Annotated in this window: 20 protein-coding genes; 15 read left to right on the top strand and 5 right to left on the bottom strand. The window is 66.7% G+C overall.

Annotated features, from left to right (window positions below):
- Window positions 1–20: 20 nt before the first annotated feature.
- Window positions 21–2,492: an FtsX-like permease family protein gene (locus ACZY08_RS19095; protein ID WP_463746565.1), complete on the top strand. Its 2,472-nt coding sequence runs from the start codon at window positions 21–23 to the stop codon at window positions 2,490–2,492.
- Here ACZY08_RS19095 and ACZY08_RS19090 read toward each other — a convergent pair.
- From ACZY08_RS19090 to ACZY08_RS19075, 4 genes are all read right to left on the bottom strand, one after another.
- Complete coding sequence (locus tag ACZY08_RS19090) at window positions 2,479–3,102, bottom strand: class I SAM-dependent methyltransferase (protein WP_463746189.1); 624 nt, start codon at window positions 3,100–3,102, stop codon at window positions 2,479–2,481. The two genes, ACZY08_RS19095 and ACZY08_RS19090, sit on opposite strands and share 14 nt — an antisense overlap.
- Window positions 3,099–3,671 carry a DUF4389 domain-containing protein gene (locus ACZY08_RS19085; RefSeq protein ID WP_463746564.1) on the bottom strand — a complete coding sequence of 191 codons (573 nt, stop codon included), beginning with the start codon at window positions 3,669–3,671 and terminating at the stop codon, window positions 3,099–3,101. Before ACZY08_RS19085 ends, ACZY08_RS19090 begins: the two co-directional genes overlap by 4 nt.
- Before the next feature lie 10 nt (window positions 3,672–3,681).
- Window positions 3,682–4,878, bottom strand: a complete 1,197-nt coding sequence (locus ACZY08_RS19080; protein ID WP_463746563.1) for an FAD-dependent oxidoreductase — start codon at window positions 4,876–4,878, stop codon at window positions 3,682–3,684.
- A 112-nt stretch (window positions 4,879–4,990) separates the two neighbouring features.
- Window positions 4,991–5,722, bottom strand: a complete 732-nt coding sequence (locus ACZY08_RS19075; RefSeq protein WP_463746188.1) for a type III PLP-dependent enzyme domain-containing protein — start codon at window positions 5,720–5,722, stop codon at window positions 4,991–4,993.
- Between the two features lie 586 nt (window positions 5,723–6,308).
- Between ACZY08_RS19075 and ACZY08_RS19070 the strand changes: the two genes are divergently transcribed.
- The 9 genes from ACZY08_RS19070 (at window position 6,309) to ACZY08_RS19030 (ending at window position 17,403) form a co-directional block, all read left to right on the top strand.
- A complete protein-coding gene (locus ACZY08_RS19070) occupies window positions 6,309–6,440 on the top strand; it encodes a hypothetical protein (protein WP_463781838.1) in 132 nt (43 codons plus the stop codon).
- Window positions 6,437–6,526: a potassium-transporting ATPase subunit F gene (locus ACZY08_RS19065; protein WP_019347277.1), complete on the top strand. Its 90-nt coding sequence runs from the start codon at window positions 6,437–6,439 to the stop codon at window positions 6,524–6,526. Before ACZY08_RS19070 ends, ACZY08_RS19065 begins: the two co-directional genes overlap by 4 nt.
- Window positions 6,526–8,196 (top strand): potassium-transporting ATPase subunit KdpA, encoded by a 1,671-nt coding sequence (gene kdpA / locus ACZY08_RS19060; protein ID WP_463746187.1) that lies wholly within the window; start codon window positions 6,526–6,528, stop codon window positions 8,194–8,196. The genes ACZY08_RS19065 and kdpA overlap by 1 nt, the downstream gene beginning before the upstream one ends.
- The gene (kdpB, locus tag ACZY08_RS19055; RefSeq protein ID WP_463746186.1) at window positions 8,196–10,352 is read left to right on the top strand and encodes a potassium-transporting ATPase subunit KdpB; all 2,157 of its coding nucleotides are present in this window, start codon (window positions 8,196–8,198) and stop codon (window positions 10,350–10,352) included. The genes kdpA and kdpB overlap by 1 nt, the downstream gene beginning before the upstream one ends.
- A 1-nt stretch (window position 10,353) precedes the next feature.
- Window positions 10,354–11,214, top strand: coding sequence for a potassium-transporting ATPase subunit C (locus ACZY08_RS19050; protein WP_463746185.1), 861 nt, complete (start codon window positions 10,354–10,356; stop codon window positions 11,212–11,214).
- A 19-nt stretch (window positions 11,215–11,233) separates the two neighbouring features.
- Window positions 11,234–13,771 (top strand): DUF4118 domain-containing protein, encoded by a 2,538-nt coding sequence (locus ACZY08_RS19045; RefSeq protein ID WP_463746184.1) that lies wholly within the window; start codon window positions 11,234–11,236, stop codon window positions 13,769–13,771.
- Window positions 13,768–14,469: a response regulator gene (locus ACZY08_RS19040; RefSeq protein ID WP_463746183.1), complete on the top strand. Its 702-nt coding sequence runs from the start codon at window positions 13,768–13,770 to the stop codon at window positions 14,467–14,469. Before ACZY08_RS19045 ends, ACZY08_RS19040 begins: the two co-directional genes overlap by 4 nt.
- A 78-nt stretch (window positions 14,470–14,547) precedes the next feature.
- The gene (locus ACZY08_RS19035; RefSeq protein ID WP_463746182.1) at window positions 14,548–15,462 is read left to right on the top strand and encodes a hypothetical protein; all 915 of its coding nucleotides are present in this window, start codon (window positions 14,548–14,550) and stop codon (window positions 15,460–15,462) included.
- 72 nt (window positions 15,463–15,534) lie between these two features.
- The gene (locus ACZY08_RS19030; protein ID WP_463746181.1) at window positions 15,535–17,403 is read left to right on the top strand and encodes a propionyl-CoA synthetase; all 1,869 of its coding nucleotides are present in this window, start codon (window positions 15,535–15,537) and stop codon (window positions 17,401–17,403) included.
- A gap of 77 nt (window positions 17,404–17,480) precedes the next feature.
- On the opposite strand, the gene ACZY08_RS19025 is transcribed toward ACZY08_RS19030, so the two are convergent.
- Window positions 17,481–19,418 (bottom strand): heavy metal translocating P-type ATPase, encoded by a 1,938-nt coding sequence (locus ACZY08_RS19025; RefSeq protein WP_463746180.1) that lies wholly within the window; start codon window positions 19,416–19,418, stop codon window positions 17,481–17,483.
- A gap of 105 nt (window positions 19,419–19,523) precedes the next feature.
- Here ACZY08_RS19025 and ACZY08_RS19020 point away from each other — a divergent pair, with 105 nt between their 5' ends.
- From ACZY08_RS19020 to ACZY08_RS19000, 5 genes are all read left to right on the top strand, one after another.
- Window positions 19,524–19,877, top strand: a complete 354-nt coding sequence (locus ACZY08_RS19020; protein WP_463746179.1) for an ArsR/SmtB family transcription factor — start codon at window positions 19,524–19,526, stop codon at window positions 19,875–19,877.
- 507 nt (window positions 19,878–20,384) lie between these two features.
- Window positions 20,385–21,089 carry a ZIP family metal transporter gene (locus tag ACZY08_RS19015; RefSeq protein ID WP_463746178.1) on the top strand — a complete coding sequence of 235 codons (705 nt, stop codon included), beginning with the start codon at window positions 20,385–20,387 and terminating at the stop codon, window positions 21,087–21,089.
- Between the two features lie 25 nt (window positions 21,090–21,114).
- Window positions 21,115–21,900: a prolipoprotein diacylglyceryl transferase gene (locus ACZY08_RS19010; protein WP_463746177.1), complete on the top strand. Its 786-nt coding sequence runs from the start codon at window positions 21,115–21,117 to the stop codon at window positions 21,898–21,900.
- Window positions 21,897–22,427 carry a hypothetical protein gene (locus ACZY08_RS19005; protein ID WP_463746176.1) on the top strand — a complete coding sequence of 177 codons (531 nt, stop codon included), beginning with the start codon at window positions 21,897–21,899 and terminating at the stop codon, window positions 22,425–22,427. The genes ACZY08_RS19010 and ACZY08_RS19005 overlap by 4 nt, the downstream gene beginning before the upstream one ends.
- Before the next feature lie 8 nt (window positions 22,428–22,435).
- Complete coding sequence (locus ACZY08_RS19000; protein WP_463746562.1) at window positions 22,436–23,995, top strand: radical SAM protein; 1,560 nt, start codon at window positions 22,436–22,438, stop codon at window positions 23,993–23,995.
- Window positions 23,996–24,064 lie beyond the last annotated feature (69 nt).

Here is a 24,064-nt window from a genome sequence, read left to right as displayed (position 1 = left end):
CAGCTGTGCTGTCTTCGTGGATGAGCCGGCTGAGGGTATTCAGCCTGCGCGAGCTCGTCGTGCACCGGCGGCGCACCCTCGCCTCGATCGCCGTAATGGCAGTGTCGGCAATGTATCTCGTCGCGATCCTCGGCATCTTCGGGTCGATCACCGGATCGGTCAATCGACTCGCGGACGGAGTCGCCGGCGTCGCCGCCCTTGAGGTTTCGGGAGTCACCGACGCAGGATTCCCCGAATCCGTGGTGGACGACGTCGCGAAAGTACCGGGTGTGGCGACCGCGGCGCCGATGATCCGGATGTCCGCGCCGACCGCGACCGAGCCGGTGCTGTTGTTCGGCGCCGACGACCGCAGTCGCGCCTTGGAGGGCGCGCTGAAGGATGCGGTCGGGGTCCAGGTCCAGGCGCCAACAGCGGCCGAGGGCGTCCGCGTCGGCCCCGGCGTCGGTCACGCCAAAGGCGAGACGTTCCAACTCGGGTCGGGGTCGGTCACCGTCGCCGAAGTCCTTGAGGGAAAGCAGCTCGCCGATCTCAACGGCGGCCACTACGTGCTGGCCCCACTCCCGTTGGCGCAGAACGTCACCGGAAGACAAGGACAACTCGACTCGATCCTGATCACCACCGCACCGGGTGCCGACCTCAACACCGTGCGCGAGCAGGTCACGAAAGCCGTCAATGGCCGGGCCCTGGTTGCCGCCCCGAGCTCGCGGGCGGCCCGCGCCGGCGACGGCGTCAAGCTCATGAACTACATGGCGTTGATGGGCGCGGCGGTCGCCCTGGTGGTCGGCGCATTCCTGATCTACACAACGATGACGATGGCGATCGCCCAACGCCGCCCGGTCATCTCGATGCTGCGCGCGATCGGCGGCAGACGCGCCACGATCGTCCGAGACATGCTCGCCGAGGCCACAATCCTCGGGCTGATCGGCGGCACCATCGGCTCACTGCTCGGAATAGTGTTGGGCCGCCTGGCCATCGGCCGGCTGCCACCGACGATGACCCAAGGCCTCGAAGCCCGGATCGAGTACTGGCTGCCCGACTACGCGATCCCGGTCGCCATCGCCGCCACGGCGCTGACGAGCGTGGCGGCGTCGGCGATGGCGGCCCGTCAGGTGTACAAGGTTTCGCCGATCGAGGCGCTGGCTCCGGTCGGGGTGTCGGCGGCGGACAACGTGCCGCGTTGGCTGCGCATCGTCACCGGCATCGCGGCGGTGGCGGTGCTGGGGACGTCGATCCTGATCGTGTTCTACCAACCGGGTTCGATCGCGTTCGTGGCGATCGCCGCGCTGTTCACCGCCCAGATCGCGCTCGGTTTCGCGCTCGCCGGGCCCATCGTCGCCGCGACGGCCGCGGTGGCGCGCCTGTTCGGATCAGCCGGGGCGCTGGGGGCGGCGACGGTCGAGCGTGCCCCGCGGCGGGTGTGGGCCACCGTGATGACCGTGCTGATCGCCGTCGTCACGACCGTGGTGATCACCGGGACGAACAACGACATGATCCGCTCCGCACGCGACGTCTTCGCCCCGGTCGCCGACGTCGACGCGTGGGTGAGTGCCAACCCGCCCGACGAGTACTCCACCGGCCTTCTGCCCCAAGGTCTTACCGAGAATGTCACCGAGGTACCCGGAGTCGCGAACGTCACCGAAGGTGCCCTGGGCTTCGCCGTCGTCGGCGGCACCCGCGTCATGCTCGACGGCTTCGCCCCCGGCAGCCACGACGCCCTCTTCCACGCCCTCGACGACCAGACCCGCGGCGATGTGCTGGCGGGCCGCGGCGTGGTGCTCTCCCAGAATCTGGGCAAGACCCTCGATGTCCGGGTGGGCGACGATCTCCAATTGGAGACGCCGCACGGACCGAGGCGGACGAAGGTGCTGGCGCTGGTCCCCTACTTCTCGACAGTGATCGGCACTGTCGGGATGGGTCTCGATCAGATGCGCGCCTGGTTCGACCGACCGGGCGCGACGACCCTGCAGGTCACCGCTGTGAAGGGAACCGATCCCGATCGCCTGCTGGCCAACATCCGTCACGTCGTCCCCGCGCCGAACTACGCCTACGACGGCGCCACCGCACTGGCCGGTCTCGAAGCACCGCTGCACCAAAGCATGCTGATCGCCAACGCGGTGTGGATCATCGTGGTGTTCGTCGCCGCGGTCGCGCTGCTCAACACGTTGACCCTGTCGGTGCTGGAGCGACGCCGCGAGATCGGGGTACTGCGGGCGATGGGATCCAGCCGCCGATACACGCTGGCCATGGTGCTGGCCGAGGCGGCGGCCATCGGCATTGTGGGCGGCATCCTCGGATTGCTGATCGGCCTGGTCGATCAGTGGCTGTTCAGCCTCGTCAGCGGGGACATCATGAATTTCGATGTCACATTCCGGCCCAGTCCCATGGCGCTGGTGTTCACCCTTGGCGCGCTGGCGATCAGCCTGCTGGGCTCGCTGCCGCCGGCGCGGCGGGCCGCGCGGCTCAACATCATCGAGGCCGTCAGCGTCGAATAGTCGCGACCCCCTGCAGATGTGGAGTGCACGGCGGAGGAACCAGCGTCCTGCGTCGTCGGTGTAACTCGCTGGTGTCGAACCCGGCCGCGGCGATGGCGTCGACGGTGCGGCGGTTCGGTTCACACCCGGACGACAACCACGCCCACGGCCTCGCGATCAGGTCCTGGAATCGCCCCATCAAACCTTCACCACGGACGTGCTCGAGGACGACCAACCGGCCGTCGGGCTCCAGCACCCGCCGGATCTCGGCCAGGGTGGCGGGCACATCATCGACCGAACACAACACGAGACCGACGTGGACCGAGTCGAAGCTGTTGTCCGGGAACGGAATCGACTCGCCCGCCCCATCGACTACGTCGACGTCGATACCGTGACGCCGGGCCAGCGCGCCTGCCATCCGGCGCATCGCGGCATCGGGTTCCACCGCCGCGACGGACGTCACCGCGTCCGGCAGGAACAGCAGATCGGTGCCCGGCCCCACCCCGACCATCAACAACCGCCCCGTCGCATGGCTCATCGCCGACCGGCGGTAGCGGCGGTAGAACAGCCGGTCGAATATCGGCATGCCGAGCCGATACACATACGGGAACAACGGGTTTCGGTGCCTCAATCCGAGGCCCCCAGATCCATTCGAAACGGCGGATACTCGTCGCTCATCAGCGACACATAGACGGCGACGCGGTAGCGCCACCGGACAAGTCCCATCAGGAGGTCGAACATCCCCGGAGAGACCGTGCCGCGCGCCAACAGTCGCACCGCGGAGATGACGCAAAGTACTTGCAGCGGCGCCTCCATCGCCCAGCACATGATGATCTGCGGAAACGCCAGCAGCCACCACTTCACCAGAACCGCCCCTCTCGAAAGGTGTTCGGGGTAGGCGACCTCGAGATCACCCGGATAGTCGGCCCGGGGCTTGAGGGTAAACGGCGGGTACTTGTCGGTGGTGTTCATCGGGAACCGGTAATTCATCACGCGCCACGACCAGCGCAGCACCCCGACATTGAAATCGAACAGGGGCCGTGGATACCGACCGGTGAACAAGATGGCGATACCCGCTGCGAGCGTCACCAGCGGATAGACCAGGTAGAGGCCGATCAGGATCGGATAGTGCGGCACGGCCAGCACACACCATTTGACGAGCCACAGCCGACGCGACGGCACATCGATGGCGCCCCGCACCCGTATTACCTCAGCGGGCATGTTCATCACTGCCCGCGGCCGTTACGTCCGCCAGTCCCCTGCTGATTCCCGCGGCCATCCGGCGGTGGCTCACCAACCGCAGGAACGTCGCCAACACCCAGGTCATCAGCCGGTCCGGAACCATCGCCGCCGGCCGCAGCACGGCCTCACCATGGGAGACCTGCAGCGAGGCCACCCGGGACACCGCGGCAACCCGACGCCGGCGGGTGTTCTCGTACCGGCGCAGCGCGGCGGACAGATCGCCGTTGACCCCGTGCTGGAAGTCCGAAATCGCCTTGCACAACACCATCGTGTCGAGCAGTGCCTGGTTGGTCCCTTGCGCCAGCGTTGGCGGCATCGTGTGGGCCGCATCGCCCAACAACGTCAACGCTCCATGCCCCGGCCCTGGAACCGGATGACGGAAATGCGGGTAGGGCGAGCGCGCCAGATCATCGTCGGTCAACGTCGCGAGTACTTGATCGACCAGGTCGGACCAACCGGTGAAATTGGCGCGGATCACCTCGATCGGGCGTTCCGGCCTGACGAAGTCCGGCGACCACGGCAGGTCGAACCACCACTGCACCTCGGTGTCTCCGGCCGGCCAGAGACCGAGGTTCCCGTGCTCACCGACGATGACGAAGGCGACGTGCCGATCGGCCGCGTCCGGAAGCGCAGCCAGCCCTTGCCAGCTGCACCAGCCCGTCGGCTTCGCGTGCGGTGCGCCGACGATCTCGCGCACCGTGGAGTGCAGACCGTCCGCACCGATCACGAGATCGCCTCCCGCGCAACTGCCGTCGGCGAAATCGATGCGAGCCCCGCCCCTGCCGGTCACGACGCCGACCACCTGCGCGTTGCACCGAATCCGTTCAGCGGGAAAACCTTCCAGCAGACGTTCGAGCAGAAGCCGGCGCGGAACCATCCGGACGGGCGCACCCATCCGCTTCACGATCGTGGTCACGTCCAACGTGCCCAACGGACAACCCGTCGATGTCATGACCCGCACCGTGGACAGCTCCTGGCCGGCACCCGCCATCACTACACCCAGTTGCGCCAGCACGGTTTCACCGTTCGACCAGATGGTGACGGCCCCACCGCCGGCCCGGATATCGGGACGCTGCTCGAACACCGTGACGTCATGACCGTCCCGCAGCAATCCCCGGGCGATGGAGATACCACCCACCCCGGCACCGACAACGAGAATCCTCAGCGACGCTTTCGGCGCTGACTGATCGTGGTGCCGGCCCTCGGGCCGTTTCGGGCCCACGGCTCAATTTATGTCCGATGCAGGTCCGCTGTACAGGTCTGCACGCGGAAGCGGCCTACAGCCGGCTGCTCAGCCCCGCGGAGACCACCACCACCGGTCGCGGGAAACTCAGCGTCGCGCACGCATCGTCGAGAGTCATCGCAATCGCCCGGCCCAGCCCGGAAAGATCGTCGGGCCCCGTACCGAAGTCGAATCCGCCGCCGATCCAGACCCGGGTGAGCACCACAGCGTGGGTGCTGCGAATGTCGGCCATCTCGGCGACCACATCACCGACCATCTCCGGAATTTCGGTGAAACAGTCTTTACCCGAGCCGATTTCGCGGTACACACCGACGAGATCGAGGCGCGGCCCGTTCAGCACGGCGGCCACCGTGTCAGCATCGGTGACCCCGAGGATCACCCGTTGCCGACGGTGCCGGACCACGCACGAGGCCAGCAGCTGGATCTGTTCGACGCTGTTCGCCACCACTCGGCCCACCCCGAGGTTCGCACTGCAGAACACCAGTTCGTCACCGCTGAACCCGTCGGCGTGCACCACCAAGCGCATCGGATGGATACCGGTCCCAATCGCCACCGTGAGGTCCCCGCTGCTGCGCACCTCGACGATCAACCCGTGATCGCGTGCCCATTTGGCCACGTTGTTGTCCCGCAATGCCCAGGCGGGCAGGGCAAGCTCTACCGGATCGAGCGAGCGGCAACATGTGGCACACCGTCGCATCGCCTCTCGCTCGGGCGATCGCTGTGCCGGCGCCAAGAACGTGGACTGCAAGCCTGTCGACAGTGTCACCACAACCTTCTCTTCACCGCGCACCGGCCCGATGCCGCATGCGCCCGCTTCGAGTCTTCCGATCCGACCGGGGGCCGGACGGATCCTTGCGGTCTCTTGATGCGAAGCAACGAAACATTCACGCTGCGTTGACGTCCCGCAAAAACTGCGCATACGGCGCCACGGACAGCACCGCCGGGGGGTGTCCATCTCTTGTCTCTGCTACTGTCCGAGCGTTGCCTTGCCCGGATAGTTATGCCAACTGGCATCGGCCGTAAACGAAATTGCGCTAATGACCGCTAATGCCGGCACATCGTCTTTATTGACCCACTTTTCAGGCAATTACACCTGAAGAGTAAATGCCCGTACGGCAGCCGAACACTGACGGCGAAAATACCCAGGACTGCGCGCCGGACAGCCTGTCCGGAGCCGGCAGAATTCGACGGCAATTGCGTGTTTCGTGCGCCGCATCCGTGCGCTGTCGACGGCGTCTTTACCCGGCTGGCGTGGACATCCATGGCTCCCGGGAAAGAACCCGTAAAGGTCCGGCAGCCGAGCGTAAAGAAGACATAAAGATCATGGCCGGCCCCCCGCTGCGGACGCACCCTTGATCAGTCGTCGAGATCCGGCGGCCCCAAAACGTGTTGGAGAACCCATGTCCGTAGTGGTGTTCATCGTGCTGACAGTGGCGATCTTTGCGCTGCTGGGCCTGGTGCAGAAGTTGGTCGAGGGACTGTGAGCTACGAAAACGTCGTCGGCCTGGGCCTGGCCATCCTGATCGCGCTGTTTCTCTTCGCGGCGCTGCTGTTTCCGGAAAGGTTCTAGTGACCACTTCAACCGCGGGGATCGTCTTCCTCGTTGTCCTGATCGTCGCGGTGGCGGCAGTCCACGTACCGCTCGGCGATTACATGTACCGCGTCTATACGACCGACAAGCACTCGCGGGCGGAACGCCTGATCTACCGGCTGATCGGTGCCGACCCGAAGGCCGAACAGACCTGGGGCGCCTATGCCCGCAGCGTGCTGGCCTTCTCCGCGATCAGCATCCTGTTCCTGTTCGCGTTGCAGCTGCTGCAGGGCAAGCTGCCCCTGCATCTGGGCGATCCGGGCACGCCGATGACACCGGCGCTGGCCTGGAACACCGCCGTCAGCTTCGTGACCAACACGAACTGGCAGGCCTACTCGGGTGAGTCCACCCAGGGGCACCTGGTGCAGATGGCCGGCCTGGCGGTGCAGAACTTCGTCTCCGCCGCCGTCGGCATGGCGGTGGCGATGGCCTTCGTCCGTGGCCTGGTCCGGCGTAACACCGGCGACCTCGGCAACTTCTGGGTCGACTTGGTGCGCGGCAATCTCCGTATCCTGCTGCCCATTTCGATCGCCGGAGCCCTGATCCTGGTCGGCGGCGGAGCGATCCAGAACTTCGCTGTGCACAGCGAGGTCGTCAACACCCTTGTCGGCGGAACACAGACCATCCCGGGTGGACCGGTGGCCAGCCAGGAAGTCATCAAACTTCTCGGCACCAACGGCGGCGGCTTCTTCAATGCCAACTCCGCCCACCCGTTCGAGAACCCCACCACCTGGACCAACTGGGTGGAGATCTTCCTGATCCTGATGATCCCGTTCTCGTTGCCGCGGACATTCGGCCGCATGGTCGGCAGCCCGAAACAAGGTCTGGCGATCGCCGCGGCGATGGCCGTCATCGCCACCGTCAGCGTCAGCCTGATGATGCTGTTCCAACTGCAGGCCCACGGCACTGTCCCCACCGCCGCCGGTGCCGCGATGGAAGGCGTCGAGCAGCGGTTCGGTGTGGCCAACTCAGCGGTGTTCGCGGATGCGACGACGCTGACGTCGACCGGCGCGGTGGACTCGTTCCACGATTCGTACACCAGCCTCGGTGGCCTGATCACGATGTTCAACATGCAACTCGGCGAGGTGGCTCCCGGCGGCGTCGGCTCCGGCCTGTACGGCATGTTGGTGCTGGCGATCCTCACGGTGTTCATCGCGGGTCTCATGGTCGGACGCACCCCGGAGTATCTGGGAAAGAAGATCACCCCGCGGGAAATCAAGCTCGCCGCAACGTATTTCCTGATCACCCCATTGCTCGTGCTGACCGGCACCGCAGTGGCGATGGCGATGCCCGGACAACGGGCGGGCATGCTCAACACCGGACCACACGGCCTCTCGGAAGTGCTGTACGCCTTCACCTCTGCCGCCAACAACAACGGTTCCGCTTTCGCCGGTATCAGCGTCAACACCGAGTGGTACAACACCGCCCTCGGCCTGGCGATGGTGTTCGGCCGGTTCCTGCCGATCATCTTCGTACTGGCGCTGGCCGGATCCCTGGCCAGACAAGGCAAGACGCCCGAATCCATCGGTACATTGCCCACCCATCGACCCCAGTTCGTCGGCATGGTCGCCGGAGTCACGCTGATCCTGGTCGCCCTCACCTTCTTGCCCGTGCTCGCGCTCGGGCCCCTTGCTGAAGGAATTCACTGATGTCAGTATCCACGCTTGATTCACCGTCGTCCGCTCAGCGGAAACCCAGTAGTTCCAACCAGATCAAGGGCGGCATCCTCGACCCGAAGATGCTGTGGCGCTCGATGCCCGACGCGCTGCGCAAGCTCGACCCCCGCACGCTGTGGCGCAATCCCGTCATGTTCATCGTCGAGATCGGCGCCGTAGCGGCAACACTGTGCACCGTTCCGAATCCGTCGTGGTTCTCCGCGCTGATCGTCATCTGGCTGTGGCTCACGGTGATCTTCGCCAACCTGGCCGAGGCCGTCGCCGAGGGTCGCGGCAAGGCTCAGGCCGAGTCACTGCGAAAGACCAAGACCTCCACCATGGCCCGCCGGCTGACCGGGTGGTCTGCGGGCACTCGGGGCCACGAGGCCCAGGAAGAAGATGTGGCGGCGCCCCTTTTGTGTCAGGGTGACGTCGTGGTGGTCGAGGCGGGCCAGGTCATCCCCGGTGACGGTGATGTCGTGGAAGGCATTGCCTCGGTCGATGAATCGGCGATCACCGGTGAATCGGCACCCGTCATCCGGGAGTCCGGTGGCGACCGCAGCGCCGTCACGGGCGGCACCACCGTGCTGTCCGACCGCATCGTCGTCAAGATCACCCAGAAGCCCGGTGAGAGCTTCATCGACCGGATGATCAACCTCGTCGAGGGTGCCAACCGGCAGAAGACCCCCAACGAGATCGCGCTGAACATCCTGCTGGCCTCGCTGACGATCATCTTCGTCTTCGCCGTCGCCACCCTGCAGCCGCTGGCCATCTTCTCCAAGGCCAACAACCCCGGTGTCCCAGACAGCCTGGCGCTCAACGGGAACGGCATCTCCGGCATCGTCATGGTGTCGCTGCTGGTGTGCCTCATCCCCACCACCATCGGCGCTCTGCTCTCGGCGATCGGTATCGCCGGCATGGACCGCCTGGTGCAGCGCAATGTGCTGGCCATGTCCGGCCGCGCCGTCGAGGCCGCCGGCGATGTCAACACCCTGCTGCTCGACAAGACCGGAACCATCACCCTCGGCAACCGTCAGGCCGCCGCGTTCGTCCCACTGTCCGGTGTCACGCCCGAGCAACTTGCCGATGCGGCACAGCTGTCCAGCCTCGCCGACGAGACGCCCGAGGGCCGCTCGATCGTGGTGTTCGCCAAACAGGAGTACGGCCTGAGGGGACGCACCCCCGGCGAACTCGACAAGGCGTACTGGGTGGAATTCAGCGCCAACACCCGGATGTCCGGCGTCGACCTCTCGAACGAGCACCGGCTGCGCAAAGGCGCTGCGGGCGCCGTCGCCGAATGGGTGCGGACCGAAGGAGGCCGGGTACCAACCGAACTCGGCGACATCGTCGACGGCATCTCCGCCGCGGGCGGCACCCCGCTGGTGGTCGGCCACGTGTTCAACGGCAATGCTGAGGTGCTCGGCGTCATCCACCTCAAGGATGTCGTCAAACAGGGCATGCGGGAACGCTTCGACGAGATGCGGCGCATGGGCATCCGCACCGTGATGATCACGGGCGACAACCCGTTGACCGCCAAGGCCATCGCCGACGAGGCCGGTGTGGACGACTTCCTCGCCGAAGCCACGCCGGAAGACAAGATGGCACTGATCAAGAAGGAACAGGCCGGCGGCAAGCTCGTCGCGATGACCGGAGACGGCACCAACGACGCGCCCGCCCTCGCCCAGGCCGATGTCGGCGTCGCGATGAACAGCGGAACCTCGGCGGCCAAAGAGGCCGGCAACATGGTCGATCTCGACTCCGACCCGACCAAGCTCATCGAGATCGTCGAGATCGGCAAGCAGTTGCTGATCACCCGCGGCGCACTGACCACGTTCTCCATCGCCAACGACATCGCCAAGTACTTCGCGATCATCCCGGCGTTGTTCGTGGCCCTGTTCCCCGGCCTGGACCTGCTCAACATCATGCGGCTACACAGCCCACAATCGGCGATCCTGTCGGCGGTGATCTTCAACGCGATCATCATCGTGGTGCTGATCCCCTTGGCACTCAAGGGTGTCCGTTACACGCCCAGTAGTGCATCCAAGTTGTTGAGCCGCAACCTGTACGTGTACGGCCTGGGCGGCATCATCGCGCCGTTCATCGGCATCAAGCTGATCGACCTCGTCGTCCAACTCTTCCCGGGAATGTGACATGAAATTCTCCAACGTGCTCCGCCAACATGCAGCCGCCCTCCGGGCCCTGCTGGTACTCACCGTGATCCTGGGCCTCGGCTATCCGGTCTTCATCTGGCTGGTGGCCCAGATTCCCGGCCTGAGCGAGCGGGCCGACGGATCGCTGATCGAGGTGAACGGAAAGCCGGTGGGCAGCAGCCTGATCGGGCAGTCGTTCACCGACGCCGACGGCAATCCCCTGCCGCGGTACTTCCAGAGCCGGCCGTCGATGGCCGGCGACGGGTACGACCCGATGGCCACCAGCGCGAGCAACCTGGGTCCGGAAAGCATTGTCGACCAACCCGACAAGCCCAGCCTGCTCACCCTGGTGTGCTCACGCAGCGCAGCCGTCGGCAAGCTCGACGGTGTCGACGGGGCCCGCCCGTTCTGCACCGGAGGCGGGGTCGGGGCAGTGCTGTCGGTGATCGGGCCGCGGGATGCACGGGGAAACGTCGTCCACCCGACCAAGGTGGTCAGCGTCAACGAGCCGTGCGACACCACGAAGACGCCGTTCCTGAACGCCTATGAAGGTGTGCGCGTCGAATGCGCCAGGACCGGTGAAAACTACAGCGCGGGCCTGATCGTGCCGATCCGCGGCAGCGCTCCCGCCGACCCCGCGGTACCGGCCGACGCGGTCACCGCCAGTGGCAGCGGCCTGGACCCGAACATCTCGGTGGCCTATGCGAATCTGCAGGTGAACCGGGTGGCCAAGGCCCGCGGTCTCAACCCCGAGCTGGTGCGCGCCATGGTGGCCCGGCACACCGACGGACGCACCCTGGGCTTCTTCGGCGAACCGCGGGTCAACGTGCTCGAACTCAACATCGCCCTCGACGCGCTGTAGGCACGAGGATGATGGTCTTGTGAGTACGTCGGCGTCCAGCCCCACCAAACGCGGTGAGCTGCGCATATATCTGGGTGCAGCACCCGGTGTGGGCAAGACCTACGCGATGCTCGGGGAGGCCCACCGCCGGCTCGAGCGTGGCACCGACGTGGTTGCCGCGGTCGTCGAAACGCACGGGCGCAAGAAAACCGCCGATCTGATCGACGGCATCGAGACCATCCCGCCGCGCTACGTCGAGTACCGGGGAGGCCGCTTCCCCGAACTCGACGTCGCCGCGGTGCTGGCCCGTAATCCGCAGGTCGTGTTGGTCGACGAACTCGCCCACACCAACACCCCGGGCAGCAAGAACCCCAAGCGCTGGCAGGACGTCGAGGAACTGCTCGCCGCCGGGATCACCGTGATCTCGACGGTCAACGTGCAGCATCTGGAGAGCCTCAACGACGTGGTCACCCAGATCACCGGAATCGAGCAGCAGGAGAAGGTTCCCGACGAGATCGTCCGCGCGGCCGATCAGATCGAGCTGGTCGACATCACGCCGGAGGCACTCCGCCGCAGACTGTCCCACGGCAACGTGTACGCGCCGGAGCGTGTCGACGCCGCACTGTCGAACTACTTCCGGCGCGGAAACCTCACCGCACTAAGGGAACTGGCCCTGCTGTGGCTGGCCGACCAGGTGGACGCCGCGCTGGCCAAATACCGCGCCGACAACAAGATCACCGATACCTGGGAGGCTCGCGAACGCGTCGTGGTTGCCGTCACCGGTGGCGTCGAGTCGGAAACCCTGGTGCGCAGGGCATCCCGCATCGCCTCGAAATCCAGTGCCGAGCTGATGGTGGTGCACGTTGTCCGCGGGGACGGGCTCTCGGGTGTGTCGGCACCCCAGATGGGCAAGGTGCGGGGTCTGGCCACCAGCCTCGGGGCCACCCTGCACACTGTCGTCGGCGATGACGTCCCCACGGCCCTCATGGATTTCGCGCGCGAACGCAACGCCACCCAGCTGGTGCTCGGTACGTCGCGGCGGTCCCGCTGGGCCCGCATGTTCGACGAGGGCATCGGCGCTGCCGTGGTGCAGCAGTCCGGCAAGATCGACGTGCACATGGTGACCCATGAGCAGGCCCGTCGCGGGTTCGGCTGGTCAACGGCCACACCGCGGCAGCGCCACATCGCGTCCTGGCTTGCGGCCCTTGTGGTTCCGTCGGCGATCTGCCTGGTGATCGTCACTATGCTGGACCCGTACCTCGGTGTCAGCGGCGAGAGCGCACTGTTCTTCATCGGCGTGCTGATCGTGGCGCTGCTCGGTGGCGTCGCACCCGCGGGGCTTTCGGCGCTTTTGTCCGGGCTGCTGCTGAACTACTTCCTGGTCGACCCGCGGCACACGTTCACCATCTCCGAACCCGACAGCGCCGTCACCGTCGTGGTGCTGCTGTTGGTCGCGGTGGCGGTGGCCGCCCTCGTCGACGGCGCGGCGAGCCGGGCTCGCGAAGCCCGGAAGGCCTCGCAGGAGGCCGAACTGCTGACTTTGTTCGCCGGGTCGGTGTTGCGCGGCGCCGACCTCACCACCCTGTTGGAACGCCTGCGGGAGACCTACTCCCAACGAGCGGTGAGTCTGCTCCGAGAACAGAACGGAACCTCAGAGATCGTCGCGTGCGTCGGCACGAAACCGTGTGCCGAGGTGGACACCGCCGACACCGCGATCGAAGTCGGGGATGACGAATTCTGGCTGTTGATGGCCGGGCGCAAGCTGGCCGCGCGGGATCGCCGGGTCCTGAGCGCCGTCGCCAAACAGGCTGCCGGGCTGGTCAAACAGCGCGAGCTCACCGAGGAGGCCGGCAAGGCCGAGGCCATCGCGCAGGCCGATGAACTACGCCGGTCGCTGCTGTCGGCGGTCAGCCATGACCTGCGTACCCCGCTGGCCGCGGCCAAGGCGGCGGCGTCGAGTTTGCGCAGCGAGGACATCGACTTCTCCGCCGAGGACACCGCTGAATTGCTGGCCACCATCGAGGAATCCGTCGACGCGCTCACCGCGCTCGTCGGCAACCTGCTGGATTCGTCGCGGCTGTCGGCCGGCGTGGTCCGCCCCGAGCTGCGCCGGGTGTATCTGGAGGAGACGACGCAGCGCGCACTGCTGGGAATCAGCAAGGGGGCCACCGGTTTCACCCGCGAAGGCCTGGACCGGGTGAAGGTCGAGGTCGGCGATGCGGTCGCGATGGCCGACGCCGGGCTGCTGGAGCGGGTGCTGGCCAACCTGATCGACAATGCCCTGCGGTATGCACCCGACGGGCCCATCCGGGTCAGCGCCGGGCAGGTGGCCGACCGGGTACTGATCGCGGTGATCGACGAAGGCCCCGGAATGCCGCGTGGGGCCGAGGAACAACTCTTCGCACCGTTCCAGCGGCTCGGTGATCAGAACACCACCATCGGCGTCGGGCTCGGCCTGTCCGTGGCACGCGGATTCGTCGAAGCCATGGGCGGGACCATTTCGGCGACCGATACCCCCGGCGGCGGTCTGACCGTCGAAATCGACCTTGCCGCACCGCCGAAGGACGAATCCGTATGACATCCACCACCGCCCCCAAGATTCGCGTCCTCGTGATCGACGACGAACCTCAGATCCTGCGCGCGCTGCGCATCAATCTGTCGGTGCGCGGTTACGAGGTCGACACCGCCACCGACGGCGGGCAAGGGCTACGCGCCGCCGCCGATCACCGGCCCGACGTGATCGTGCTCGACCTCGGACTGCCCGACATGTCGGGCATCGACGTACTGGCCGGCCTGCGTGGTTGGCTCTCGGCACCGGTGATCGTGCTCTCGGCCCGCACCGACTCGTCGGACAAGGTCGAGGCACTCGACGCCGGCGCCGACGACTACGTCACCAAACCCTTTGGCATGGACGAGTTCCTGGCCCGGCTGCGCGCGGCCGTACGGCGTGGGGCAGCAGCTTCCGAAACCGATGAGCCCGTCATCGAAACCTCCTCGTTCACCGTCGATCTCGCTGCCAAGAAGGTGACGAAGAACAACACCGAGGTACATCTGACGCCCACCGAGTGGGGCATGCTGGAGATGCTGGTGCGCAACCGCGGCAAGTTGGTGGGCCGCGAAGAGCTGTTGCGTGAGGTGTGGGGGCCGGCCTACGCCAAGGAGACCCACTACCTGCGGGTGTATCTGGCGCAGCTGCGTCGCAAACTCGAGGACGACCCGTCACATCCGGTTCACCTGCTGACCGAGGCGGGCATGGGCTACCGCTTCCAGGAGTGAGTTCCCCCGACCAAACTTCCCGAACCCACGGGAGCGTCGGGTAATTTTGCGTCTGCTCGCGAAGGAGGGCGCCGGACGATGTTGGATCGCCTGAAGTTCATGGCCAGCTTTGTCGGTGCGTACCGGCGCTCGCGCAGCACCGGCGCCGACCACGCCGCGTCCCTCGACACGGCCGCGCGCGACACGATGCTGCGCAAGCTGGGCGGCGCGGACCAAGACGCCGCTGACAAGGAGGTTCCCGCCCCGATTGCGGCGATCTGGCTCGACCCCGAATCCCCTTGTGCCTTGGCCGACGGCGCGTGGTTCGGCGATGGACCCTTCGAGATCACGCCTCGCCACATCGACCTGATGCGACAGATGCGGTTTACGTGGGACGGCGCCGAGCGGGGCGCGCCGATGCTCGATCCGGAACGGCCGTACGGGCGCGGCGACCTTCTTGCACAGCTCGGTGACACGTTCGACTCCGATGACCAGGAGGAGCTCGCCCGGCGGCACGTGGAGATGTACTTCGTCCTCACCCGCACGTTGAAGCACGGCGCACTTGAACCTGGCCGCTACGCCCTGCGCAACATCGACGTGAGCGACGTGAGCGACGCGATGCGCGGCTACGGCGGCAATACCGGCGTGACGGATGCCGACCTCGGGCTCGACGCCGACGGTCAGGTGGCGATCAGCGACGACCATCTACGCCTGTTGCGCGGCATCGAGATCCGGTGGCCGTCTGTTTCCGAATCCGAAGACCGTCTCGCGGTCGGTGAGTATCCGGCGGCCGCCGCGGATCCGAAGCGGCCCTACGGCGACTTCACCTTCATCGAGGTGGACATGGCCCGCATTCTCGGTGTGCTTCCGCCGGCCGATGAGAGTGGCCGTTTCGAGCCCGGACCGGAGCTCGCCGGACGGCTGCAACGCCTGCACTGGCAGATGCTCGTCGCGATGCAGGTGTTCGCGGAGCAGGCTGACCTCGCACCCGGCGTCTACGGGCTGGACGGGTAGACAGAGGTCGGACCTACAGCTTTTTGCCAGGTTGCACCATCGTTGCAAGTGACGCAGATTACGGTTCCACCTATGTCCGGTTACCGCTCCCTCTTCGACGCCAGCCTCAACGATCCGGCCACGTTCTGGGCCGACGCTGCCAAGGCGGTGACCTGGACCTCCGAGCCGCGGCGGGTACTCGACGACACCAACCCGCCGTTCTACCGCTGGTTCCCCGACGCGGAACTCAACACCTGCGCCAACGCCCTCGACCGGCACGTGCCCGAGCGCGGCGATCAAACCGCGCTGATCTACGACTCCCCCGTCACCGGCACCAAAGCCACGTACTCCTACCGCGAGTTGCGCGACGCCACCGCCCAGTTCGCCGGGGCTCTGCGTGGGCTCGGAGTGAACAAGGGCGATCTCGTGGTGATCTACATGCCGATGGTGCCCGAGGCCGTCATCGCGATGCTGGCCTGCGCGCGGCTCGGCGCGGTGCACTCCGTCGTCTTCGGCGGATTCGCCGCGCACGAGCTGGCCACCCGCATCGACGACGCCCGCCCGGTGGTCGTGGTGAGCGCATCCTGCGGCATCGAGCCGACGCGCACCATCGAGTACAAGCCCATGCTTGACGCCGCACTGGACATCGCCGAGCACAAGCCTCGGGCCTGCGTGATCCTGCAGCGCGAGCAGTGCCCCTGCGAGCTGGTCGATGGGCGGGACCACGACTGGCAGCAGCTGGTGGCCGCCGCGCAGCCCGCCGATCCGGTGCCGGTGGCGGCGACCGACCCGCTGTACGTGCTGTACACGTCGGGCACCACCGGTAAGCCCAAGGGCATCGTCCGCGACAACGGGGGCCACGCGGTGGCCCTGCTGTGGAGCATGCGCCACATCTACGACGTGGCACCCGGCGACGTGTTCTGGGCGGCCTCCGACGTCGGATGGGTGGTCGGCCACTCCTACATCGTCTACGCACCACTGCTTCTGGGAGCGACAACCGTTCTCTACGAAGGCAAACCGGTCGGCACCCCCGACGCCGGGGCGTTCTGGCGAGTGGCCGCCGAGTACGGCGTCAAGGCGCTGTTCACCGCACCAACCGCGATCCGCGCGATCAAGAAGGAAGATCCCGACGCGACTCTGTTGGCGGGTTACGACCTGTCCGGCCTGAAGTACCTGTTCCAGGCCGGAGAGCGGCTCGACCCCGACACCTACCACTGGGCCGCCGACAAACTCGGCATCCCGGTAGTCGACCACTGGTGGCAGACCGAAACCGGATGGGCGATCGCGGCCGACCCGATGGGCGTCGAAGCCCTGCCGATCAAGGCCGGTTCAGCCACGGTGCCGATGCCCGGCTATGACGTGCAGATCCTGCGTTCGGACGGCATCCGGTGTGAAGCCGGTGAGGAAGGCGCCATCTGCATCAAGCTGCCGCTGCCGCCGGGCACACTGCCCACGCTGTGGGGCGACGACCATCGCTACGTCGCGTCGTATCTGTCCGCGTTCACCGGCTATTACCTCACCGGCGACGGCGGCTACCTGGACTCCGACGGCTACCTGTTCGTGATGGGACGCACCGACGACGTGATCAACGTTGCCGGGCACCGGTTGTCGACGGGGTCGATCGAGGCCGTACTGGCCGATCACCCCTCGGTGGCCGAGTGCGCGGTGATCGGTGTCGCCGACGAACTCAAAGGCCAGGTGCCGCGGGGCTTCGTAGTGCTCAAGTCCGGCGCCTCGACCCAGGGGATCACCCAGGAGCTCGTCGACCGGGTGCGGGAGAACATCGGTGCGGTGGCGGTTTTCAAGAAGGTGGATGTGGTCGCGGCATTGCCGAAGACCCGCTCGGGCAAGATCCTGCGCAAGACCATGCGCGGTATCGCCGACGGGCTCGATGAGCCGGTGCCCTCCACCATCGAGGATCCCGCGGTGCTCGACGCGCTCAAGGATGTGCTCCGCCCCTAGTTCTCCGCCGAGCAGACGCAAAACTGCCCTAAATCTCGTGATCTTGGGCAGTTTTACGTCTGCTCGCGCTAGGAAAGTTAGCGCCAGGCCCGACTTCTCAACAGCCGCAGCCCGTTGAGTGCGACCAGGATGGTCGACCCCTCATGACCGGCTACCCCCAGCGGTAACGGCAAGTGCCCGAACAGGTCCCAGACCACCAGCACGGTGATGACGGTGGCCGCGATCACCAGATTGGCGATCACCAGGCGCCGGGCCCGCCGGGCCAACGCGACCACCGCACCGATCGTCGCGAGATCGTCGCCGACGGTGACGACGTCGGCGGTGTCGACCGTGAGATCGGCACCGCTACGCCCCATAGCCATCGAGGAGTGTGCGGACGCCATCGCCGGTGCGTCGTTGATCCCGTCGCCCACCATCAGCACGCGCCGCCCGTCGGATTCCAATTCCCGGACGGCGGCAGCCTTGTCTTCGGGTAGCAGTCCGCCCCGCACATCGTCGATACCCACCTGTGCGGCCAGTTGCGCTGCCGCCGCGTGGTTGTCACCGGTGAGCAACACCGGCGAGCGTCCGGTGAGGGCACGCAGCACCCGCACCGCGCCAGGCGCCCCGGGACGCACCCGGTCCTGCAAACCCAGTACCCCGATCGCGTGAACGCCGGAGATCACGACGACAGCCGTCGCCCCGGCCGCCTCGATCTCGACCACAGCCGGGATCGCCGGGCCCGCAAACGCCGCCGGGCTGAGAACCTCGACCACGCGCCCATCGACGATCGCCCGCACCCCACGTCCTGCCCGGGCGGTGAACCCGGCGGCCTCGGGGACCACGAGGGCGCGGGATGCCGCCTCGGCGACGACGGCGCGCCCGATCGGATGCTCGCTGAATTGTTCTGCGGCAGCAGCGGTTGCGAGTACGCGCTCCGGTGTCACCTCACCGAGAGGCACCACGCGCGACACCTGGGGGGCGCCCGTGGTCAGGGTTCCGGTCTTGTCGAACACGACGACGTCGGTGTCGGCCAGCCGCTCCATGGCGACCGCGGATTTCACCAACACGCCGCGACGGCTGGCGTTGGCGATCGCACACAGCAATGGCGGCATGGTGGCGAGCACCACCGCGCATGGCGATCCGACGATCATGAAAGTCATGGCGCGCAACAGGGTTGAGCGCAGCTCGGCCCCCAGCGCCAGCGGCACCGCGAACAGTGCCAGGGTGGCGACCACGACCAGTACCGAATAACGCTGTTCGACCTTCTCGATGAACAACTGCGTCTTGGCCTTGGTCGCCGAGGCTGCGGCGACCGCCGCCACGATGCGCGCCATCACGGTGCTCGACGGATCGCGGGTGACCGTGACCTGCAGGGCCCCGGAGGCGTTGAAGGTTCCGGCGAAGACGCTGTCGCCCGCCTGTTTGGCGACCGGTAACGGTTCACCGGTGATCGAAGACTGGTCGACGTCCGACGATCCACCGATCACGGTGCCGTCAGCCGAGATCCGTTCCCCGGGCCGGATGAGGATCTGGTCGCCGGGCCGCAATGCCTCCGCGGCGACGACACGGTGGGCGCCGTCGTCGTCGACCAGGGTCGCGTCGGCCGGGGCCAGATCGAGCAGACCACGCACCGAGCGTTCGGTGCGTGCGGTCGCCACGTTCTCCAACGCGCCCGACGTCGCGAAGATGACGATCAACAGTGCGCCGTCGAAGACCTGACCGATGGCTGCCGCACCGATCGCCGCCAGGATCATCAGCAGGTCGACGTCGAGTGTGCGATCGCGCAGCGCCTGCACACCGGATACCGCCGATTGCCAGCCGCCGGCGAGATAACACGCCAGATACAGCGCCCACCACAGCGGTTGTGGAGCATCGGCCAACTGCGCAACCACGCCGCACAGCATCAGCGCCAGGGCTGCGGCGGCCCAGCGCACCGAGTCCAGAGACCAGATCCATGTGCCGATACCGCGCGCAGCCGCGGGCGGTGCGTCAGTGTGACCCAGCGGTGACCGGTCGGTCGACAGAGCGGTCATCGACTGCACCTCCCGTTCCTGCGTAGCTGATGCAACCAACACATTTAAACATGTAGAGATTGAAATGTATCAACTACGTTTGGCCCGCATGCTTGAATGAATGCCATGGGCCACGGAGTTGAGGGGCACGCGACGCCGGCAGCGTCCCTCGACGCCGCTTCAGCGGCCAAAGTCGCCGAGACACTGCAGGCCCTGGCCTCCCCCAACCGATTGCTGATCCTGACCCGACTGCGGGAATCTCCGTGCTCGGTCACCGAACTGTCCGCGGCAGTCGGGATGGAGCAGCCCGCGGTTTCCAATCAACTCCGGTTATTGCGGGCGCTGGGCCTGGTGACCGGCGACAGGTCCGGCCGCAATATCGTGTACCGGCTCTACGACAGCCACGTCGCGCAACTGCTCGATGAGGCCATCTACCACATCGACCACCTCAGGCTCGGCGCCCGCGACACCTCCGCCTGAGTCCTAAAGTCCCAGTGGCCAAAGAGTTTCACGCGCTGTTCACCGGAGCGAACCGACCCGAAACAGACAGTGTGGCAAAAACGCGCGCCATGGGCCGAATCCTTTATTTTCGCGGTGGCCCGAACTATTGTGAAATCGTTATATGTTGATGTCCGCCCCAACTCGGGAGTTTGCTGTCGGTCATGCCGGCGGTACCCGAACAGTGAGGAGTTGAACGACGATGCGCATGGCAACCAAGGGATCCTGCACCTGTCGCTGTAATGCCTGCGACGGTGGGCACCACTGCGGAAACCCCCCGAACTGCAACGCGCGGCGCTGACGCCGTCGGTGACCTGTCGCCGGGGCAACCGGCGGCAGGTCACCACCCGCACCCGCTTCGCCACCTGATCCATCGGTCATAACTCGTCGATCGCACCCGATCGGTCGTGCGATCTCGCGCATTCTCACTGACTTCCCGCGCCCTCCGCGTCCCGCGATCGGGCTCCCCGCTGGCTTATGCTCCGGTCTGTGCTCACCGCGCTGGTCTGGGGCCTGGTCGCCGCATCCTCACTGCTGATCGGGGCAATCGCCGGCGTTGTCCGGGACTGGAATCAACGCCTCGTCGGCCTGGTCCTGGGTTTCGGCGCCGGGGCGCTCATCTCCAGCATCTCCTTCGAACTCGCCGAGGAGGGCTTCCGGGCCAGTGGCGCCTGGGCTGTCGCGCTCGGCCTGGCCCTCGGCGCCGTGGTGTTCTATCTCGCGGACAAGGCAGTAGATCGGCTGGGCCGCAAGGGAACCCAGACCGCCGGACTGCCGCTGCTCCTCGGCGCCCTGCTCGACGGCATTCCCGAACAGGCCGCGCTCGGCATCGGCATCGCGACCGGAGCCGGCGTCAGCCTCGCGCTGGTGGTGTCCATCTTCGTGTCCAACCTCCCCGAGGCCATCGGATCGGCAAGCGACATGCGAACAGCCGGTGAGCCGGCCCGCCGGATCGTGGGCGGCTGGGCTGTGATCGCCGCACTGTGTGCGCTGGCCACCGTGGGCGGCTATCAGCTGCAGGATGTCGCCGGCGCCGAATTCCAGGGCGGCATCAACGGTTTCGCTGCCGGGGCGCTGCTGGTCATGTTGGTGGGCTCGATGATCCCGGAGGCCACCGAGAAGGCCCGAGAGAACGCCGGGCTGGCGGCCGTGCTGGGATTTGCCGTCGCCGCGGGTCTGTCGCTGGCCGGGTGAACCGGCCGCGGGTTAGGTTCGGCAGGTGACTGCGCAGTGGCACCTCGGGCCCGTAAGTGTCGGGGTGCACAACCTGTTCGTCGCCCTCGGGGTGTCCGCCGCCCTGCTCGTGTTCGTCATCGAGGCCCGCCGGCGCGGCGCGGTCAACGAACAGTCCGTGGTCGCCGCAGCCGGGGCGCTCATCGGTGGGGCGATCGGCATGAGGCTGACCGGGTGGCTGCATCACCTGGATTTCAGCGCCAATCCGAGCCTCGCACAGGCTTGGCAGTTCGGCTCACGCAGCATCCTCGGCGGACTACTCGGTGCCTATCTCGGCGTGTTGATCGCCAAGCGCCTGGGTGGTTACCGCGGAAAGACCGGTGATCTGTTCGCGCCCGCGGTCGCACTCGGCATGGCGATCGGCCGCATCGGCTGCCACCTCACCGAAGCCCCCGGCCGGCCCACCACCCTGCCGTGGGGGATCCACGCCCCGGCCGACACCCCCGAATGCCCGGGATGCCTGGCCGGAGTCGCCATGCACCCGTCGTTTCTGTACGAGATCGCCTTCCAGCTCACCGCATTCGCCGTACTGCTGTGGCTGCGCCCCCGTATCGGTAGGCCCGGCGAGCTGTTCGTGCTCTACGTCGCCGGCTACGCGGTGTTTCGCTTCCTCGTCGAGTTCGTAAGGGCCAACGAGACCGTGTGGCTGGATCTGACCCGCCCGCAATGGTTCCTGCTGCCATCGATGCTGATCCTCGGATTTCGGCTGTGGTACGGCTACCGCCGCGGGTACTATCGCAACCCAGCCCGCACTCAGGAGGTGCCCGCATGACGACACCGCCCGGCCCACCTGACGGCACGCCTGACGGTCCACCTGACGGCACGCCTCCAGACGGCTTCCAGCCTCCGGCGTTCGGCCCGCAAAGCTTTGAGCCACAAGGGGTCCCGCCGGCCTATCACGGCGAGCCGCCACCACCGCCGCCACCGCCGGGCTATGCCGGTTATCCGTACCCACCGGGCTATCCGTACGGTCCGCCACCACAACCCCCACGGCGCATCTCGGTCCCCATGGTGATCCTCGGCCCGTTTCTCTACGCCGCACTCAACCTGGTGATCGGGTTCGCCGCCTTCATCGGCGCGGGCGCCGCCGACAGCAGCGGCGGCAGCACCAACGCGGTCTTCGGCGGCGCCGCTCTGCTGTTGGCCTTCATCGCGTTCGGCGCTGGGACCCTGATGTTGTTGTCGAAGAACCCGACAGCCAAGGGCCTGGGCATCGGACTGATGGTCGGCTGGGCCCTGGTCTCGCTGTTCACCGCCGGATTCTGCACCGGTATCAACCCCGATCTGTATGCCCTGTGAGCACCGGAATGGGGTTGCGCGGCGACCGTCTGCACCGCTACGTCACCGCGTTCTGCCCGCAATGCCACAGCGACGCGCCCGAGCGCCCACTGGCCGATGTCGAGCGACTGGCCGGCATCCTGGTCGAGCGCGACGGGCATATCTGGCTCGAACGGGGCTGCCGCACACACGGATTGGTGCGCACCCTGTATGACGAGGATCCGGAGATCCTGTCCTACCTGGAGGAGTGGACCGCCCCGACCAAGACCCACACCCCCGATGTCGCCGGGAACTTCGACCCGATTCCCTCGGCCTACCTGCGCGGCCTGCCCGAGATGCAGACCCAGCACACCTGCATCCTGCTGCAGGACATCGCCGAGACCTGCAACCTGCGCTGCCCCACCTGCTTCACCGACAGCTCGCCCGACCTGCGGCATGTGGTGCCCACAGCTGACGTGCTGGCCAACGTCGACCAGCGGTTGGCCCGCGAGAACGGCCGCCTCGACGTCCTGATGCTCAGCGGTGGCGAACCCACCCTGCACCCGAAGCTGGCCGACTTGCTCGATGAGCTGGTGGCTCGCCCGATCACCCGGATCCTGGTCAACAGCAACGGGGTCCGCATCGCCAACGACGACGCGCTGCTGGATCTGCTCACCGCGCACCGCGAACGGGTCGAGGTGTACCTGCAGTACGACGGCTTGTCCGAGCAGGCCCACCGCCACCACCGCGGCGGCGATCTCCGACGGATCAAAAGCCAAGCCCTACAACGGCTCTCCGAACGAGAGATCTTCACCACCCTGGTGATGACGACCGCACTCGGCGTCAACGACGACGAGATCGGCGACATGGTCCGGCTGGCCCTGGATACTCCATACGTCGGCGGGCTCACCATTCAGCCGCAGTTCGGTTCCGGCCGGTCGGGCGCGATCGACCCCATGAACCGGCTCACCCACACCGGGGTGCTCAAGCGGCTGGGCCCACAAACCGGCGGCGCCGTCACCTGGCGCGACCTGACCGCGCTGCCCTGCTCGCACCCGCACTGCTGTTCCGTCGGCTACCTGGTCCGTGACGACGCCGACCAGTGGCGCTCGCTGGTATCGCTCATCGGCACCGAGAGCCTCAAGGACAAGCTGGGCCTGGTCTCCAACCGGATCGCCGACACCGAGCTCCCCCGCCAACTGCGCATGGCGGTGCAGGAGTCACTGCTCGGGCTGCTCTCCGAACAGTCCTCGCTCTCACATCCTCAGATCGGTGATGTCTGGCGCGCCATCTGCGAGAGCTGCGACCTGGGAATGGGAACACTGCTGACGCTGGCGTCCTCGGCCCTGCCCGGCCGTCGCCGCAAGATCCGTAAATTGTTGGGCGAGCGCGTCGTTCGCCTGACCGTCAAACCGTTCATGGACATGTCCACGATGATCGAGGAGCGGCTGACCCAGTGCTGTGTACATGTCGGCACCCGCTCCGGTCAGTCGGACTCGGCCCAACACCAGTGCGCGCCGTTCTGCGCCGTACAGGCCTGGCCTGCACTGGGGCGCCAGCGGCTGTCGCTGTCGGTAGGACAGGCATTACCGCTCATCGAGATTCGATGACGCGGCGAACGGCCAGGTCACGGTCGCATTTGGACCCGGCCAGCAGCGTCGGACACCAGGTCGACACCG

It is taken from the genome of Mycobacterium sp. IDUB_9 (assembly GCF_055419505.1).
The sequence above is the reverse complement of the archived record's forward strand: the minus strand, read 5'-3'. Positions and strand labels throughout refer to the sequence as shown.

What these genes read in the sequence shown, in the direction of transcription:
- ACZY08_RS19025 (WP_463746180.1), bottom strand. Translation starts at nt 19,418, where the DNA reads ATGACCGCTCTGTCGACCGACCGGTCACCGCTGGGTCACACTGACGCA.
- ACZY08_RS19005 (WP_463746176.1), top strand. Translation starts at nt 21,897, where the DNA reads ATGACGACACCGCCCGGCCCACCTGACGGCACGCCTGACGGTCCACCT.
- ACZY08_RS19035 (WP_463746182.1), top strand. Translation starts at nt 14,548, where the DNA reads ATGTTGGATCGCCTGAAGTTCATGGCCAGCTTTGTCGGTGCGTACCGG.
- ACZY08_RS19095 (WP_463746565.1), top strand. Translation starts at nt 21, where the DNA reads ATGAGCCGGCTGAGGGTATTCAGCCTGCGCGAGCTCGTCGTGCACCGG.
- kdpB (WP_463746186.1), top strand. Translation starts at nt 8,196, where the DNA reads ATGTCAGTATCCACGCTTGATTCACCGTCGTCCGCTCAGCGGAAACCC.
- ACZY08_RS19050 (WP_463746185.1), top strand. Translation starts at nt 10,354, where the DNA reads ATGAAATTCTCCAACGTGCTCCGCCAACATGCAGCCGCCCTCCGGGCC.
- ACZY08_RS19000 (WP_463746562.1), top strand. Translation starts at nt 22,436, where the DNA reads ATGGGGTTGCGCGGCGACCGTCTGCACCGCTACGTCACCGCGTTCTGC.
- ACZY08_RS19030 (WP_463746181.1), top strand. Translation starts at nt 15,535, where the DNA reads ATGTCCGGTTACCGCTCCCTCTTCGACGCCAGCCTCAACGATCCGGCC.
- ACZY08_RS19020 (WP_463746179.1), top strand. Translation starts at nt 19,524, where the DNA reads ATGGGCCACGGAGTTGAGGGGCACGCGACGCCGGCAGCGTCCCTCGAC.
- ACZY08_RS19040 (WP_463746183.1), top strand. Translation starts at nt 13,768, where the DNA reads ATGACATCCACCACCGCCCCCAAGATTCGCGTCCTCGTGATCGACGAC.